This window comes from Pseudomonas boreofloridensis (assembly GCF_030580795.1).
GTDB classification, from domain to species: domain Bacteria; phylum Pseudomonadota; class Gammaproteobacteria; order Pseudomonadales; family Pseudomonadaceae; genus Aquipseudomonas; species Aquipseudomonas boreofloridensis.
Genome location: NZ_JAUQOQ010000005.1, coordinates 38,102 through 52,446, shown reverse-complemented (window position 1 = coordinate 52,446; position 14,345 = coordinate 38,102). Strand labels below are relative to the sequence as shown.

Below are 14,345 nucleotides of genomic sequence, written 5' to 3'. Positions count from 1 at the left end.
AATGAACCAAGACCTGATGCAACGGGCCAAAGCCGTCAAACTGGCCGTTTTCGATGTCGATGGCGTGCTGACCGACGGCCGCCTGTATTTCCTGGAAGACGGTAGCGAGTTCAAGACCTTCAACACCCTGGATGGCCACGGCATCAAGATGCTCATGGCTTCTGGCGTCACCACCGCTATCATCAGTGGACGCAAAACTCCGGTGGTCGAGCGTCGCGCCCGCAATCTCGGCATACCGCACCTGTTCCAGGGGCGCGAGGACAAACTGGTGGTGCTCGATGGCCTGCTCGCCGAACTGGGCTTGCGCCACGACCAAGTGGCGTACCTGGGCGACGACCTTCCCGACCTGCCGGTGATTCGCCGGGTTGGCCTGGGGATCGCCGTGGCCAACGCCGCAGCCTTCGTGCGCGAACATGCCCACGGCGTCACCCAGGCCCGCGGCGGCGAAGGCGCCGCCCGCGAGTTCTGTGAACTGATCATGCAGGCCCAGGGCACCCTGGACGCTGCCAACGCCCATTACCTGTAGGCCACGCCATGTTCAGCAAGAAAATTCGCAATGCCCTGCTGTTGACGGCCATCGCCGCCGTCCTGGTCGCAGTCGGCTACTGGAACATCAGTCCGGAGAGCTTCCTCGACGAGCCTGCGGCCCAGGTCGACGAGAGCGCCATCGACTACTATGCGATCAACGCACACAGCGTCCAGTTCTTGCCCGATGGCAAGCTGCAGTACGAAATGACCGCCGACAAGGTCGAACACCTCAAAGCCAGCGAAATCACGCTGGTGACCACGCCAGACATGCATATTTTCCGCGGCACCGCTTACCCCTGGCATGTCCAGAGCGTGCGCGCAGAGGTCAATCCGGACGGCAGCGAAGTTGAACTGATCGACAACGTACGTATTGCCCGCACCGACGAGAAGCAGCGTGACACCCTGATTACCAGCCGCCGCATGACGGTGTTCCCGCAGAAGCAATATGCGCAGACCGATCAAGCCGTTAGAATCGACGGCGCCGGTGGCACGACCACGGGCGTAGGAATGAAAGCGTACTTGGAAGACGGCAGGATGGACCTGCTGTCCAACGTAAGAGGACAGTATGAGGCTCGTTAAAACCCTCCCCCTTTTGCTCAGCCTGAGCGCAGCACTGGGAAGCGCGAGCGCCTTGGCCCTGCCGAACGACCGTGATCAGCCGATCCGCATCCAGGCTGACAACGCGCACCTGGACGACAAGCAGGGCGTGGCCACCTACACCGGCGATGTCATCATCACCCAGGGCTCGATGGTGATCAAAGGCAACACCGTGACCATGACCCGTGCGCCCTCCGGCGATATCGACGTGGTGACTTCGGTGGGTAACCTGGCCTACTTCGAGCAACAGCAATCGGCCGCCAAGCCCGACAAGATGAAAGGCTGGGCAGTGACCATCCAGTACCAGGCGCAGAAGGACATGGTCATCCTCACCGACCGCGCCAAGGTCGAGAACGAAGGCAACACCACCGAAGGCGAGAAAATCGTCTACAACACCAAGACCCAGGTGGCAACCGCCGGTCGTGGTGGCAAGGTGACCCAACCTCGTCAGCGCATCGACATGGTCATCCAACCGAAGAAAAAGGCCGAATAACAGATGGCAACCCTCAAAGCTCAGCACCTGGCCAAGAGCTACAAGGGCCGCCAGGTCGTACGCGATGTCAGCCTGTCCATCGACAGTGGCCAGATCGTCGGCCTGCTCGGCCCCAACGGCGCCGGCAAGACCACCTGCTTCTACATGATCGTGGGCCTGGTGCAGGCCGACCAGGGCCGCGTGCTCATCGACAGCCTTGATGTCAGCCACCAGCCCATGCATGGTCGTGCGCAGGCAGGCATCGGCTACCTGCCGCAGGAAGCCTCGATCTTCCGCAAGCTGTCGGTGGCCGACAACATCATGGCCATCCTCGAGACCCGCAAGGACATCGACCGCGACGGTCGTCGCAAGGAGCTGGAAAGCCTGCTGCAGGAATTCCACATCAGCCACATTCGCGACAACCTGGGCATGAGCCTGTCCGGCGGCGAACGACGCCGGGTCGAGATTGCCCGCGCCCTGGCCACTTCGCCGAAGTTCATCCTGCTGGACGAACCCTTTGCCGGCGTCGACCCGATTTCAGTGGGTGACATCAAGCAGATCATCCACCACCTCAAGGCCAAAGGCATTGGCGTCCTGATCACCGATCACAACGTGCGTGAAACGCTCGACATCTGCGAGACCGCCTACATCGTCAACGACGGTCAACTGATCGCTGAGGGCGACGCCGAGACCATCCTGGCCAACCAGTTGGTCAAGGAAGTTTACCTGGGTCATGAGTTCCGCCTCTGACAGCCAGGCAACGGCCTGGAGCGCTGTTAAAACCTGTTGAAACGGGCTTAAGTGTTACAGCGCTCTAGGCAAACGCTACAATTTCAGGCATATAACTTGCTTAAGATTTGGCGCTCCGGCGCCCTGTAGTGGATGGCGCATGCGCGCCGGCGAACAAGGTATTAAGCCCCAGCCATGAAACCATCGCTCGTCCTAAAAATGGGCCAGCAACTGACGATGACCCCTCAGTTGCAACAGGCCATTCGTCTGCTCCAGCTTTCCACCCTGGACCTCCAGCAGGAAATCCAGGAAGCGCTGGAATCCAATCCGATGCTCGAACGCCAGGAAGAAGGCGACGACTTCGACAACAGCGACCCGATGGCAGAAAACGGCGAGAGCAAACCGGTCGCCGAAGCCCAGGACAGCAGCTTTCAGGAAAGCAGTGGCAATGCCGAGTCCACCGACGAAGGCGAGTGGAGTGAACGCATCCCCAACGAACTGCCAGTAGACACGGCCTGGGAAGATATCTACCAGACCAGCGCCAGCAGCCTGCCGAGCAACGATGACGACGAATGGGACTTCACGACCCGCACGTCCGTAGGCGAGAGCTTGCAAAGCCACCTGCTGTGGCAACTCAACCTGGCCCCGATGTCGGACACCGACCGACTGATCGCCGTCACCCTGATCGACAGCATCAACGCCCAGGGCTATCTCGAAGACAGCCTCGAGGAGATCTGCGCCGGTTTCGATCCTGAGCTCGACATCGAGCTGGATGAAGTCGAAGCGGTTCTGCACCGCATCCAGCAGTTCGAACCTGCCGGCATCGGTGCCCGCACACTCGGCGAATGCTTGCTGCTGCAACTGCGCCAGTTGCCCGCCGGCACGCCGTGGATGGCCGAAGCGCAGCGCTTGGTCAGCGACTACATCGACCTGCTCGGCAGCCGCGACTACAGCCAACTGATGCGCCGCATGAAGCTCAAGGAAGACGAGCTGCGCCAGGTCATCGAGCTGGTACAGAGCCTCAATCCACGTCCAGGCTCGCAGATCGAGTCCAGCGAGCCGGAGTATGTCGTTCCCGACGTCATCGTGCGCAAGGACAGCGATCGCTGGCTGGTCGAGCTGAATCAGGAAGCGGTGCCGCGGTTGCGGGTGAACCCGCAGTACGCCGGCTTCGTGCGCCGCGCGGATACCAGTGCCGACAACACCTTCATGCGCAACCAGTTACAAGAGGCTCGGTGGTTCATCAAGAGCCTGCAGAGTCGCAACGAGACGCTGATGAAGGTGGCCACGCAGATCGTCGAGCACCAGCGCGGTTTCCTCGACTATGGCGACGAGGCCATGAAGCCGCTGGTACTGCACGATATCGCCGAAGCGGTCGGTATGCATGAGTCGACCATTTCGCGGGTCACTACGCAGAAGTACATGCATACGCCGCGCGGCATCTATGAGTTGAAATACTTTTTCTCCAGCCACGTCAGCACTGCCGAAGGCGGCGAATGCTCGTCCACGGCAATCCGCGCGATCATCAAGAAACTGGTTGCTGCGGAAAATCAGAAAAAGCCATTGAGTGACAGCAAGATCGCTGGTTTACTGGAGGCACAAGGCATCCAGGTAGCCCGTCGCACGGTCGCCAAGTACCGCGAGTCGCTCGGCATTGCACCTTCCAGCGAACGCAAGCGACTGATGTAAAGCCCGGATGTGCCACGGCGTTTCAGTGGCAGGTGCAACACCTGCCTCTTACATGCACGGCAACAAAAGGAGAAGCTGTATGCAAGTCAACATCAGTGGACACCATGTAGAAGTCACCGAGCCCCTGCGCGACTATGTACTCGATAAACTTGCCCGGGTGGAGGGTCACTTCGACAAGATCACCAACGTGCAGGTCATCCTGAAAGTCGAGAAGCTGCAGCAGAAGGTCGAAGCCACCCTGCAGATTCCGGGCGGTGAAGTGGTTGCCAACGCAGAACACGAAGACATGTATGCAGCCATCGACGCCCTGGCCGACAAGCTCGACCGCCAATTGAAAAAACACAAGGAAAAACAGCAAAGCCTGCTGCAAGGTGCAGCCGCACGCTGATACCCCTCATCCATGACCCGACTTGAATCCATCCTGACCCCCGGCCGTTCCTTGGTGAACGTGCCGGGCGGCAGTAAGAAGAGCGCCCTGGAAAAGGTCGCCAACCTGATTGCCCAGCAAGTACCCGAGCTGAAGATGCAGGACGTCTTCGAGAAGCTTCTTGCCCGCGAGAAGCTGGGTTCCACTGGGTTCGGCAACGGCATTGCCATCCCCCACTGCCGCCTCAAAGGTTGCAGCGCCCCCGTAAGCGCATTACTGCATTTGGATGCGCCCATCGACTATGACGCGATCGACGGAGCGCCGGTCGACCTGCTCTTCGTGCTACTGGTCCCAGAAGCCGCCACTGACGCGCATCTCGAATTGCTGCGCCAGATCGCCAGCATGCTCGACCGCAAAGATGTTCGTGACCGTCTGCGTGCCGCCGACAGCAACGAAGCGCTTTATCAGGTCGTCTTGAACGTCCAGAACGAGCTCTGAACATGCGCCTGATCATCGTCAGCGGCCGATCCGGCTCCGGCAAGAGCACCGCGCTCGATGTGTTGGAAGACAACGGTTACTACTGCATCGACAACCTGCCCGCCGGGTTGCTGCCACAACTGGCCGAAAGCGCACTGATCAACACCGAGCTGTCGCAGCCCAAAGTCGCCGTCTCAATCGACGCGCGAAACCTGCCCAGCCATCTGTCCCGTTTCCCCGAGTTACTCGAGGATGCCCGCGCGCGACATATCCAGTGCGACGTGGTCTACCTCGATGCCGACGAAGATACGCTGCTCAAGCGCTTCTCGGAGACCCGCCGGCGCCACCCCCTGACCAACGCCAACCGTTCACTCGCCGAAGCGATTCGCGTCGAGACCGAATTGCTCGGGCCGATCGCCGACCTCGCCGACCTCAAGATCGACACTACCAGTCTGAACCTTTATCAACTGCGTGATTCGATCAAGCTTCGCCTACTCAACCAGCCCGAACCCGGCACCGCATTCCTCGTCGAATCCTTCGGTTTCAAACGTGGCATGCCAGTGGACGCGGACCTGGTGTTCGACGTACGCTGCCTGCCCAATCCGTACTGGAAGCCCGAATTGCGTGAGCATTCTGGGCTCGAGCAGCCGGTCATCGATTACCTGGCGGCCCAGCCAGATGTCGAGGAGATGTACCAAGACATCTCCAGCTACCTGCTCAAATGGCTACCGCGTTTTGCGGCCAGCAACCGCGCCTACGTGACCATCGCCATCGGCTGCACCGGCGGACATCATCGTTCGGTGTACATCACCGAGCGGCTGGGGCAATTGCTACAGCGCACCCTGAAAAACGTCCAGGTTCGCCATCGCGACCTCTAATACAGGATCCACCCGACAATGCCGGCCCGCGAAATCACCATCATCAACAAGCTGGGCCTGCATGCCCGCGCGGCAGCCAAGTTCGTCGGCGTGGCCGGGAAGTTTCCCTGTCAGGTACGTGTCGGGCGCGCCCCAGACAAGCTGGTGGACGGAAAAAGCATCATGGCAGTGATGATGCTGGCAGCCGGCAAGGGCACCCCGGTGCACCTGCACACCGAGGGAGAGCAGGACGAAGAAGCCCTGCAAGCCCTGGTGGCGCTGATCAACAATTATTTCGACGAGGGCGAATGAACCCAAGCCTGGCGCAAACCAGGCTCAGGACATCGCCGTATCCATCACCATCATCAGGCAGAAGCCGATACACAGGCCCAGGCTGGCCAATCGGTGATGACCATTGCTGCGCGACTCCGGAATGATTTCCTGAGTCACTACCAGTAACATCGCCCCTGCCGCACAGGCCAGCCCAAGCGGCAGCAGCAACTGTGCGACATTGACCAGCCAGGCGCAGATCAGCGCCGCCACCGGCTCCACCAGCCCTGACGCCGCACCGATCAAGAATGCCTTGAACCGGTGCATGCCAGCCCCCGCCAAGACCAGCGCAATGACCAGTCCCTCCGGCACATCCTGCAAAGCGATGCCCATCGCCAGGCTGTCGGCATCGGGCATGCCTCCTCCAGCGGAGACGCCTATCGCCATGCCTTCAGGAATGTTGTGTGCGACGATGGCGGCCACGAACAACCAGACCCGCGCCGCGATCACTGGCTGATGCCCCTGCCCTGCCAGGGACTCGGGCGAAACCCGAGCGATACGCAGGTCGATCAGGAACAGGCACAGGGCCCCGGCAAGCAAGCCGGCACTGACCAGCGCCCCGGCGCCCCAGGGATCGAAACCGATGGCCCGCGCGGCTTCCAGGCCAGGCATGATCAGCGAAAACGCGGTTGCAGCCAGCATCACCCCGGCACCGAAACCCAGCAACGTATCAGCGATGGCCACCGGCATCTTGCGGATCACCAGGACCGGCACCGCGCCCAATGCCGTGCCCAAGGCGCACAAGGCACCGCCCTGTAGCGCACGCAACATCCGTGGCTCCAATTCCAACCAGGCGATGCCTCGTGCCACCAGCAGCGCAGTGCCGGCCAAGAGCAGCAAGGTCCCAAGCGCCATGCGGAACAGGCGCACACTCCCGACAGACATCACGTCAGTGCGCATCGCGGATCGACTCACTTGAGGGCTTCGAGATAACGACGTTCCACGTCCGCCCAGTCGATGACGTTATAGAAGGCGCCAATGTACTCCGGTCGGCGGTTCTGGTACTTCAGGTAATAGGCATGCTCCCACACATCCAGCCCCAGGATTGGCGTATTGCCGTGCATCAGCGGGCTGTCCTGATTGCCGCTGCTTTCCACCACCAGACGCTTGTCCGGCGTGACGCTGAGCCAGGCCCAGCCGCTGCCGAAGCGCGTCAACGCGGCCTTGGTGAACGCCTCTTTGAAGGCATTGAAACCACCCAGTTCGCGCTCGATAGCCTGCGCCACCTGCCCTGATGGCTGACCGCCGCCCTGCGGCGACATCACGGTCCAGAACAGGCTGTGGTTGGCATGCCCCCCGCCCTGGTTGATCACCGCGCCTTGCAGCTTCTCGGGCAGTTGCTTGACCGCCCCCACCAGACGCTCCACCGGCCATTCGGCCCACTCTGTGCCTTCAAGCGCCGCATTGAGATTGTTGATGTAGGTCTGATGGTGCTTGCTGTGGTGGATCTCCATGGTCTGGCCGTCGATGTGCGGCTCCAGGGCATCGTAGGCGTAGGGCAAGGCAGGCAAGGTGTGGGGCATATCAGTGGATTCCGTAGGCAGATGGACGGGAGAAGGTGTCTGGTCGAGCCGTCAGCTCGCTCGCTTCGGCAGCTTGGCGGTGGAGCAGGCGCTCGGTGCGGGGGTATTGGCCGTATTCGCCGATGAAATTCAGCAGCTCGGTGTAAGTGCGCCCACTGTGCCGCAGCGCGGCCTCTCGCAGCGCTGCGGGCAGACGCTGCTCCTGACTGGCCTGGAGCAAGCGCTGATGCGCCGCACACAGGTAGTCGGCGCTTTCATGGGGTTGGTTCAGACGTACGTGCAGGTCGGCCAGGTTGTGATGAGCGATGACGAATGCCGCCACCGCCTGATCGACGTCATGCCAGCGCTCGAACAGCACCTGCGCCAGGGCCAGCGCTTGCAGGTAGTGCTCTCGGGCGTCTATCAGCTCGCCCTGTGCGAACAGCCGATTGGCGATGTCCGTGGTGCGTTTCCAGTGTTGCATGACGTGTCTCCTGATGAAGAACGCGAGTCAGATACCGCCCGCAGTGAGCTTCTCCGGATCCAGCAAGGCCTCCAGTTGATCGCGTGACAGATCGGTGTGCTCCAGAGCCACATCGACGATCGGTCGTCCCTGCTTGTAGGCAGTCTTGGCGATGTCGGCCGCTTTCAGATAGCCGATGATCGGGTTCAAGGCGGTGACCAGGATCGGGTTGCGCGACAGGGCCTCCTTGAGCTTGGGCTCGTTGACCTTGAAGCTGGCGATGGCTTTGTCCGCCAGCAATCGACTGACGTTGGCCATCAGTTCGATGCTCTCGAGCAGGTTGCGGGCGATCACCGGCAGCATCACGTTGAGCTCGAAGTTGCCCGACTGACCCGCGATGGCGATGGTGGCGTCATTGCCTATCACCTGCGCGGCGACCATGGCGGTGGCCTCGGGAATCACCGGATTGACCTTACCGGGCATGATCGAGGAGCCCGGTTGCAGGCCTTCCAGTTCGATCTCGCCAAGCCCGGCCAGAGGGCCAGAGTTCATCCAGCGCAGATCGTTGGCGATCTTCATCAGCGCCACGGCGGTGGTCTTGAGCTGCCCGGACAGCGCAACGGCCGTGTCCTGAGAGCCGATCAGCGCGAACAGGTTTTCGCCTGGCGTGAACGGGATGCCGGTCAACGCGCTCAATTCACGGGCAAAACCGGCTGCGAACTGTGGATGGGCGTTGATTCCGGTGCCGACGGCGGTGCCGCCCTGAGCCAGCGCTTGCAGCGCAGGCAGGCTGGCGTGCAGGTGCGCCTGTGCGCCCTTGATCTGCGCGGCCCAGCCGTCGAGCACCTGACTCATGCGCACCGGCATGGCGTCCATCAGGTGAGTGCGGCCCGTCTTGACGAAGCGATGCACCTCCAGCGATTTTTTCTCGATCACTTGCACCAGATGCGTCAACGCCGGCAGCAGTTGCTCATGCAGGGCCAAGGCCGCACTGACATGGATCGTGGTGGGGATGATGTCATTGCTGCTCTGCCCGCAGTTGACATGGTCGTTTGCATTGACCTGATCGCCCAGCACGCGACTGGCGAGCGTAGCGATCACCTCGTTGGCATTCATGTTGGAACTGGTGCCGGACCCGGTCTGGAAAACGTCGACCGGGAAGTGCTGGATGAAGTCTTCACCCAACAGTTGCTCCACCGCACGGACGATCGCCCCGCCCTGCTGCGCGCTCAATTGGCCCAGTTCGATGTTGGCCTTCGCAGCCGCCGCCTTGGCCAGCAGCAAGGCACGGATGAACTGCAGCGGCATGCGCTGGCCGCTGACCGGAAAGTTATCGACCGCACGCTGGGTCTGCGCCCCATACAGGGCCTGGGTCGGGACCTGCAACTCGCCCATGCTGTCACGCTCGATACGGGTATCACTCATCATCGAATCCTTGCATCAGTTCATCGGGAGAAATCGAAGGCAGCAGCACACAATTGGCCAACTGCAGGGCATAGGGCTGCCAACGCTGGTTGCCGTCGCGGCGATCGAGATTGCGCAGGTCGAGCAACGGACGCCACGCCTGGTCCAGGCAGTGGCAGCGCCAGTGCCACGGCAGCATGCGGTCGCAAGCGGTATCGAGCAGAAGGCGCAGGGAAGTCAGGGCCACGGTCCGGGCCGAGGTCTCGGTGCAGCACACCAGGTAGCGCCCCTCGGCGAGGTAGTGTTCGACCAGACGCGGCTCGTCGGGATCGAGCGCGCAACGAATACGCCGGCTCAGCCAGCGCCAGTTTTCCAGGTAGGGCAGTTCGTGGAGAACGGTTTTCATGAACATCATCGCCGGAGTTGCCGTGTAATGATATTCATTATTAATTGATAAATAGAATCACTTCAAGCTCGAAAGCGGACATAAAAAACCCGGCGCTTCGTCCGGGTTTTGTACATCATCGCTTCACTTCAGACAGTCAACTGCCCGCGACGGTCATGCGCTCGATCAGCACGGAACCCGTGTGAATGTTGCTTCTGGTCTCAAGATCGCCACCGATGGCAACAATTTGCCGGAACATGTCCTTCATGTTTCCGGCGATGGTCACCTCCTGCACAGGGAACTGAATTTCGCCGTTCTCCACCCAGTAACCCGCCGCGCCGCGGGAATAGTCACCGGTGACCATGTTCAGCCCGTGCCCCATCAGTTCGGTCACCAGCAGACCACGGCCCATGCGTCGGATCAACGCAGCCTGGTCTTCTGAACCATGGGTCACGAACAGGTTGTGCACGCCCCCGGCATTGGCGGTGCTCGGCAGTTTCAGCTTGCGACCGGAGTAGGTGCCGAGGATGTACGACACCAGCTCACCTTTATCGACGAACGGTTTGGCATAGGTCGCCAGCCCGTCGCCATCGAACGCGGCGCTGCCCAGCGCCCGTGGAATATGCGGGCGCTCGTCCAGCGTCAGCCAGGTGGGGAACAATTGCTGACCGAGCGTGCCCTCGAGGAAGGACGACTTCCGATACAAACTGCCGCCGGAGATAGCCGAAAGAAAGCTGCCGAACAGTCCACCGGCCAGCTCTGCGGCGAACAGCACGGGCACTTCGCAGGTAGGCACCGGACGCGCGCCCAGTCGGCTGGCGGCCCGCTGTGCCGCACGCCGACCAATGTTTCGTGGATCGTCGAGCAGTGGGCCTTGGCGGCTGACGTCGTACCAGTAATCACGCTGCATCTGCCCTTCGCCCTCGGCGATCATCACGCAACTCAGGCTGTGCCGGGTCGAGGCGTAGCCACCCACGAAACCATGGCTATTGCCGTACACGCGCACACCCTGGTGGGTATTGAGGGTGGTGCCATCGGCGTTGAGGATACGCGGGTCGGCATCGAAGGCCGCCGCCTCGCACTCCAGGGCCATCTCGATGGCCCGCTCCGGCTCGATATTCCAATCGTGGTAGAGGTCCAGATCAGGTAGCTCACGTGCCATCAAGGCCGCATCGGCAAGGCCCGAGCACTCGTCTTCGGACGTGTGCTTGGCGATCGCCAGGGCAGCGGCCACGGTCTCGCGGATGGCCTCGGCGCCGCTGGCCGAGGTGCTCGCCGAGCCCTTGCGCTGACCGACATAGAGGGTAATGCCGAAGCCCTGGTCGCGGTTGAATTCGACCGTTTCCACTTCGCGCTGGCGCACACTGGTCGACAGACCCTGCTCCAGCGAAACCGCCACCTCGCAGGCGCTGGCGCCCTGGCGTCGTGCTTCGGCGACGATCGCTTCGACCTGCTCCTGCAACGCCGGCAGGTCCTTGGGGCCTATGCTCTGGACTGCACTCATGGTGTTCTCCACTCAAATTCTGCGTTCGGCGAGGGTCGTTGTGCGACCGGGCCGGACAAAGCGGCCCCCGACTGGTTATCATGGCGGCGATTTCCTGCGGACTGCCACCATGGTTGATTCATACGACGACGCCTTCGACGGCGAAAAAAGCAAGACCCAGATCAAGCGCGAGCTGCATGCACTGGTCGAACTCGGCGAGCGCCTCACCACGCTCAAGCCCGACACCCTTGCGCGCCTGCCGCTCACCGACGAGCTGCGCAAGGCCCTGGAGGAAGCCTCCCGGCACACTGCCCACGGCGCTCGCAAACGCCACATGTCGTTCGTCGGCAAGCTGATGCGCGTGCAGGATGTGGACGCCATCCAGGCGCTGCTGGAACAGATCGACAGCTCCACACGCCAGTACAACGAACGCTTCCATGGCCTGGAACGCTGGCGTGACCGGCTGATCGACGGCAACGACGAAGACCTTGAGCGTTTCGTCAGCGAATTCCCCGAAACCGATCGCCAGCACCTGCGCTCGCTGATTCGCCATGCCCAGCACGAAAAAGCACGGAACAAGCCGCCCGCCGCAGCGCGCAAGGTATTCAAGTACATTCGCGACCTCGACGAACTGCAACGCGGCCTGCGCTGAGCGCACGCGCAGGAGCGGGCTGGCCCGGCGAACGCGGGCGAAACCGCTGCCGGCCGGCAGCGCATCGCCCAGGTCGCGACACGGCGCCGCGCCTGCACCGCGCCCAGAATACGTCAAGCCCCGGTCCCACCTACGGTAATCGCATCGAGCTTGAGGGTCGGCTGGCCTACGCCCACCGGCACCGACTGCCCGTCCTTGCCGCAGGTGCCCACGCCACTGTCCAGTGCCAGGTCGTTGCCGACCATCGACACCCGGCTCATCGCCTCCGGACCATTGCCGATCAGCGTCGCGCCCTTGACCGGTGCGGTGATCTTGCCGTCTTCGATCAGGTAGGCCTCGCTGGTGGAAAACACGAACTTGCCACTGGTGATGTCCACCTGTCCGCCACCCAGGTTGGCGCAGTAGATGCCCTTCTTGACCGAGGCGATGATCTCCTGCGGATCGCTCTGGCCAGCGCGCATGTAGGTATTGGTCATGCGCGGCATGGGCAGGTGCGCATAGGATTCGCGTCGGCCGTTGCCGGTCACCGCCATGCCCATGAGGCGAGCGTTGAGCTTGTCCTGCATGTAGCCTTTGAGGATGCCGTTCTCGATCAGCGTGGTGCACTCGGTGGGCGTGCCTTCGTCGTCGACGCTCAGCGAGCCGCGACGATCCTTGAGCGTGCCATCGTCGACGATGGTGCACAACTTCGACGCCACGGCTTCGCCGATGCGACCGCTGTAGGCCGAACTGCCCTTGCGGTTGAAGTCGCCCTCAAGACCGTGCCCAACCGCCTCGTGCAGCAGCACACCTGACCAGCCTGGACCGAGCACCACCGGCAGTGAGCCAGCCGGCGCCGGTCGGGCATCGAGATTGACCAGCGCCTGACGCAACGCCTCGCGCGCATAGTCCATCACGCGCGCCTCGGTGAAGTAGCGGTAGTCGGTGCGCCCGCCCCCGCCGTGACCACCGCGCTCGCGGCGACCGTTGTGCTCGACGATGACGCTGACGTTGAAGCGCACCAAGGGCCGCACATCCGCCGCCAGACTGCCATCGGCCGCCGCCACCAAAATACGCTCCCAGACGCCCGCCATGCTGACGCTGACCTGCTGGATACGCGGATCGAGGGCACGGGTGGCGGCATCGACGCGCTTGAGCAACTCGACTTTGTCGGCGCGGCTCAGCACGTCAAGTGGGTTGTCCGGCGCATACAACGCGGCCACGTCCTGGCTGCGGAACGCCTGAACCTTGCCGTTCTGGCCGGCGCGTGAGATCGACCGGGCGGCACGGGCGGCCGAGGTCAGCGCTTCAAGGTTGATCGCATTGCTATAGGCGAAGCCTGTCTTCTCGCCGGACAGCGCACGCACACCCACGCCTTGGTCGAGGTTGAAACTGCCTTCCTTGACGATGCCGTCCTCCAGCGCCCAGGTTTCCGAGATCTGTCCCTGGAAATACAGGTCGGCCGCGTCGATGCCGGGCCCGGCCAACTCACCCAACACAGCTTGCAGGCTGTCGAGGGTCAGTCCGCCCGGTGCCAGGAGCTGATCGCTGACGGTCGATAACATCTGGCTCATAGTCACTCCACGGTGAACGCAGGCCGCAAGGCGTCCTGCGAGAAAAAGCGCCGGTGCGAAGTCACCGGCATGCGCGCCCGAATGGACGCTTGTTCGTCAATATCGCGCGCAGCGAGCAGCACACCTTCGCCGCGCGCCTGTTCGGCCACGATCCGCCCCCAGGGGTCGACGATCGCCGCTTGACCATGGGTCTGACGCCCTCCGGGATGAGTCCCGCCCTGGGCGGCTGCCAGCACGTAGCACTGGGTTTCGATCGCCCTCGCACGGATCAGCACTTCCCAGTGCGCCGCACCGGTCACGGCGGTGAACGCCGCAGGTGCGCTGATCAGCTCCGCTCCTGCCTCGCGCAGGGCGCTGTAGAGCTCGGGAAAGCGCAGGTCGTAACACACCGACAGGCCCAGTTTGCCGACCGGGGTATCGGCCACCACCACGCGCGCACCCGGCGCATAGTCGTCTGACTCCCGGTAGCGTCCGCGATTGTCAGCCACATCCACATCGAACAGATGCAGCTTGTCGTAGCGGGCAACGATTTCACCCTGCTCGTCGACCAGCAACGAACAGGCGTGGGCCTTGGCCTCGGGCGAAGCGACCGGTGGCAACGGCAACGTGCCCGCCACTACCCATAACTTGAGGTCGCGGGCGGCACGTTTCAACCAGGGCAGTATCGGCCCCTGGCCCAGGGCCTCGGCACGGCCGATGGCGGCGGCATCGTGCCGACCCATGGCCGCGAAGTTTTCCGGCAACACAGCCAAGCGAGCGCCGTCGGCGGCAGCCTGCTCCAGCAGCGCGTGCGCCCGCTGCAGGTTGGCCAGGACATCATCCTGACTGACCATCTGGATCACCGCTGACTTCATGAC

18 protein-coding genes are annotated in these 14,345 nt (G+C 62.4%); 10 read left to right on the top strand and 8 right to left on the bottom strand.

The window, feature by feature from the left end:
- The first annotated feature begins 1 nt into the window (after position 1).
- From Q6A47_RS07745 to Q6A47_RS07705, 9 genes are all read left to right on the top strand, one after another.
- Positions 2 to 526, top strand: coding sequence for a KdsC family phosphatase (locus tag Q6A47_RS07745; protein WP_116887625.1), 525 nt, complete (start codon positions 2 to 4; stop codon positions 524 to 526).
- A gap of 8 nt (positions 527 to 534) precedes the next feature.
- On the top strand, positions 535 to 1,107 hold the full coding sequence (gene lptC / locus Q6A47_RS07740; RefSeq protein ID WP_304483822.1) for an LPS export ABC transporter periplasmic protein LptC: 573 nt from the start codon (positions 535 to 537) through the stop codon (positions 1,105 to 1,107).
- Positions 1,094 to 1,618 carry a lipopolysaccharide transport periplasmic protein LptA gene (gene lptA / locus Q6A47_RS07735; protein WP_029613600.1) on the top strand — a complete coding sequence of 175 codons (525 nt, stop codon included), beginning with the start codon at positions 1,094 to 1,096 and terminating at the stop codon, positions 1,616 to 1,618. Before lptC ends, lptA begins: the two co-directional genes overlap by 14 nt.
- A 3-nt stretch (positions 1,619 to 1,621) precedes the next feature.
- The gene (gene lptB / locus Q6A47_RS07730) at positions 1,622 to 2,347 is read left to right on the top strand and encodes an LPS export ABC transporter ATP-binding protein (protein ID WP_029613601.1); all 726 of its coding nucleotides are present in this window, start codon (positions 1,622 to 1,624) and stop codon (positions 2,345 to 2,347) included.
- A gap of 174 nt (positions 2,348 to 2,521) precedes the next feature.
- Positions 2,522 to 4,015, top strand: coding sequence for an RNA polymerase factor sigma-54 (locus Q6A47_RS07725; RefSeq protein ID WP_039575611.1), 1,494 nt, complete (start codon positions 2,522 to 2,524; stop codon positions 4,013 to 4,015).
- Positions 4,016 to 4,094: 79 nt separating this feature from the next.
- Positions 4,095 to 4,403 carry a ribosome hibernation-promoting factor, HPF/YfiA family gene (gene hpf, locus Q6A47_RS07720; protein WP_029613602.1) on the top strand — a complete coding sequence of 103 codons (309 nt, stop codon included), beginning with the start codon at positions 4,095 to 4,097 and terminating at the stop codon, positions 4,401 to 4,403.
- A 12-nt stretch (positions 4,404 to 4,415) separates the two neighbouring features.
- Entirely contained in the window at positions 4,416 to 4,880 is a 465-nt protein-coding gene (ptsN, locus tag Q6A47_RS07715; protein WP_039575609.1) for a PTS IIA-like nitrogen regulatory protein PtsN, read from the top strand.
- Positions 4,881 to 4,882: 2 nt separating this feature from the next.
- On the top strand, positions 4,883 to 5,737 hold the full coding sequence (gene rapZ / locus Q6A47_RS07710; RefSeq protein ID WP_029613604.1) for an RNase adapter RapZ: 855 nt from the start codon (positions 4,883 to 4,885) through the stop codon (positions 5,735 to 5,737).
- A gap of 18 nt (positions 5,738 to 5,755) precedes the next feature.
- On the top strand, positions 5,756 to 6,028 hold the full coding sequence (locus tag Q6A47_RS07705; protein ID WP_029613605.1) for an HPr family phosphocarrier protein: 273 nt from the start codon (positions 5,756 to 5,758) through the stop codon (positions 6,026 to 6,028).
- Positions 6,029 to 6,052: 24 nt separating this feature from the next.
- Here the strand turns inward: Q6A47_RS07705 and Q6A47_RS07700 are convergent, their stop codons facing one another.
- The 6 genes from Q6A47_RS07700 to pmbA form a co-directional block, all read right to left on the bottom strand.
- Positions 6,053 to 6,946 carry a ZIP family metal transporter gene (locus Q6A47_RS07700; protein WP_295484349.1) on the bottom strand — a complete coding sequence of 298 codons (894 nt, stop codon included), beginning with the start codon at positions 6,944 to 6,946 and terminating at the stop codon, positions 6,053 to 6,055.
- Positions 6,947 to 6,957: 11 nt separating this feature from the next.
- A complete protein-coding gene (locus Q6A47_RS07695) occupies positions 6,958 to 7,569 on the bottom strand; it encodes a superoxide dismutase (protein WP_304483818.1) in 612 nt (203 codons plus the stop codon).
- Position 7,570: 1 nt separating this feature from the next.
- Entirely contained in the window at positions 7,571 to 8,032 is a 462-nt protein-coding gene (locus Q6A47_RS07690) for a DUF2753 family protein (RefSeq protein ID WP_029613607.1), read from the bottom strand.
- Between the two features lie 27 nt (positions 8,033 to 8,059).
- Positions 8,060 to 9,436, bottom strand: coding sequence for a class II fumarate hydratase (locus tag Q6A47_RS07685; RefSeq protein ID WP_304483816.1), 1,377 nt, complete (start codon positions 9,434 to 9,436; stop codon positions 8,060 to 8,062).
- Positions 9,429 to 9,830: a FagA protein gene (locus Q6A47_RS07680; RefSeq protein WP_304483815.1), complete on the bottom strand. Its 402-nt coding sequence runs from the start codon at positions 9,828 to 9,830 to the stop codon at positions 9,429 to 9,431. The genes Q6A47_RS07685 and Q6A47_RS07680 overlap by 8 nt, the downstream gene beginning before the upstream one ends.
- Positions 9,831 to 9,957: 127 nt before the next feature.
- Positions 9,958 to 11,304, bottom strand: a complete 1,347-nt coding sequence (gene pmbA, locus Q6A47_RS07675) for a metalloprotease PmbA (protein WP_304483813.1) — start codon at positions 11,302 to 11,304, stop codon at positions 9,958 to 9,960.
- A 109-nt stretch (positions 11,305 to 11,413) separates the two neighbouring features.
- Between pmbA and yjgA the strand changes: the two genes are divergently transcribed.
- A complete protein-coding gene (yjgA, locus tag Q6A47_RS07670) occupies positions 11,414 to 11,935 on the top strand; it encodes a ribosome biogenesis factor YjgA (RefSeq protein WP_037027981.1) in 522 nt (173 codons plus the stop codon).
- Positions 11,936 to 12,048: 113 nt separating this feature from the next.
- On the opposite strand, the gene tldD is transcribed toward yjgA, so the two are convergent.
- The gene (gene tldD, locus Q6A47_RS07665; protein WP_029613611.1) at positions 12,049 to 13,488 is read right to left on the bottom strand and encodes a metalloprotease TldD; all 1,440 of its coding nucleotides are present in this window, start codon (positions 13,486 to 13,488) and stop codon (positions 12,049 to 12,051) included.
- A 2-nt stretch (positions 13,489 to 13,490) separates the two neighbouring features.
- Positions 13,491 to 14,342 (bottom strand): carbon-nitrogen hydrolase family protein, encoded by an 852-nt coding sequence (locus Q6A47_RS07660; protein WP_304483812.1) that lies wholly within the window; start codon positions 14,340 to 14,342, stop codon positions 13,491 to 13,493.
- Between the last annotated feature and the right edge of the window lie 3 nt (positions 14,343 to 14,345).

Coding starts and splice junctions, on each gene's coding strand:
- Q6A47_RS07745 (WP_116887625.1), top strand. CDS start 2: ATGAACCAAGACCTGATGCAACGGGCCAAAGCCGTCAAACTGGCCGTT.
- lptC (WP_304483822.1), top strand. CDS start 535: ATGTTCAGCAAGAAAATTCGCAATGCCCTGCTGTTGACGGCCATCGCC.
- lptA (WP_029613600.1), top strand. CDS start 1,094: ATGAGGCTCGTTAAAACCCTCCCCCTTTTGCTCAGCCTGAGCGCAGCA.
- lptB (WP_029613601.1), top strand. CDS start 1,622: ATGGCAACCCTCAAAGCTCAGCACCTGGCCAAGAGCTACAAGGGCCGC.
- Q6A47_RS07725 (WP_039575611.1), top strand. CDS start 2,522: ATGAAACCATCGCTCGTCCTAAAAATGGGCCAGCAACTGACGATGACC.
- hpf (WP_029613602.1), top strand. CDS start 4,095: ATGCAAGTCAACATCAGTGGACACCATGTAGAAGTCACCGAGCCCCTG.
- ptsN (WP_039575609.1), top strand. CDS start 4,416: ATGACCCGACTTGAATCCATCCTGACCCCCGGCCGTTCCTTGGTGAAC.
- rapZ (WP_029613604.1), top strand. CDS start 4,883: ATGCGCCTGATCATCGTCAGCGGCCGATCCGGCTCCGGCAAGAGCACC.
- Q6A47_RS07705 (WP_029613605.1), top strand. CDS start 5,756: ATGCCGGCCCGCGAAATCACCATCATCAACAAGCTGGGCCTGCATGCC.
- Q6A47_RS07700 (WP_295484349.1), bottom strand. CDS start 6,946: ATGCGCACTGACGTGATGTCTGTCGGGAGTGTGCGCCTGTTCCGCATG.
- Q6A47_RS07695 (WP_304483818.1), bottom strand. CDS start 7,569: ATGCCCCACACCTTGCCTGCCTTGCCCTACGCCTACGATGCCCTGGAG.
- Q6A47_RS07690 (WP_029613607.1), bottom strand. CDS start 8,032: ATGCAACACTGGAAACGCACCACGGACATCGCCAATCGGCTGTTCGCA.
- Q6A47_RS07685 (WP_304483816.1), bottom strand. CDS start 9,436: ATGAGTGATACCCGTATCGAGCGTGACAGCATGGGCGAGTTGCAGGTC.
- Q6A47_RS07680 (WP_304483815.1), bottom strand. CDS start 9,830: ATGATGTTCATGAAAACCGTTCTCCACGAACTGCCCTACCTGGAAAAC.
- pmbA (WP_304483813.1), bottom strand. CDS start 11,304: ATGAGTGCAGTCCAGAGCATAGGCCCCAAGGACCTGCCGGCGTTGCAG.
- yjgA (WP_037027981.1), top strand. CDS start 11,414: ATGGTTGATTCATACGACGACGCCTTCGACGGCGAAAAAAGCAAGACC.
- tldD (WP_029613611.1), bottom strand. CDS start 13,488: ATGAGCCAGATGTTATCGACCGTCAGCGATCAGCTCCTGGCACCGGGC.
- Q6A47_RS07660 (WP_304483812.1), bottom strand. CDS start 14,342: ATGAAGTCAGCGGTGATCCAGATGGTCAGTCAGGATGATGTCCTGGCC.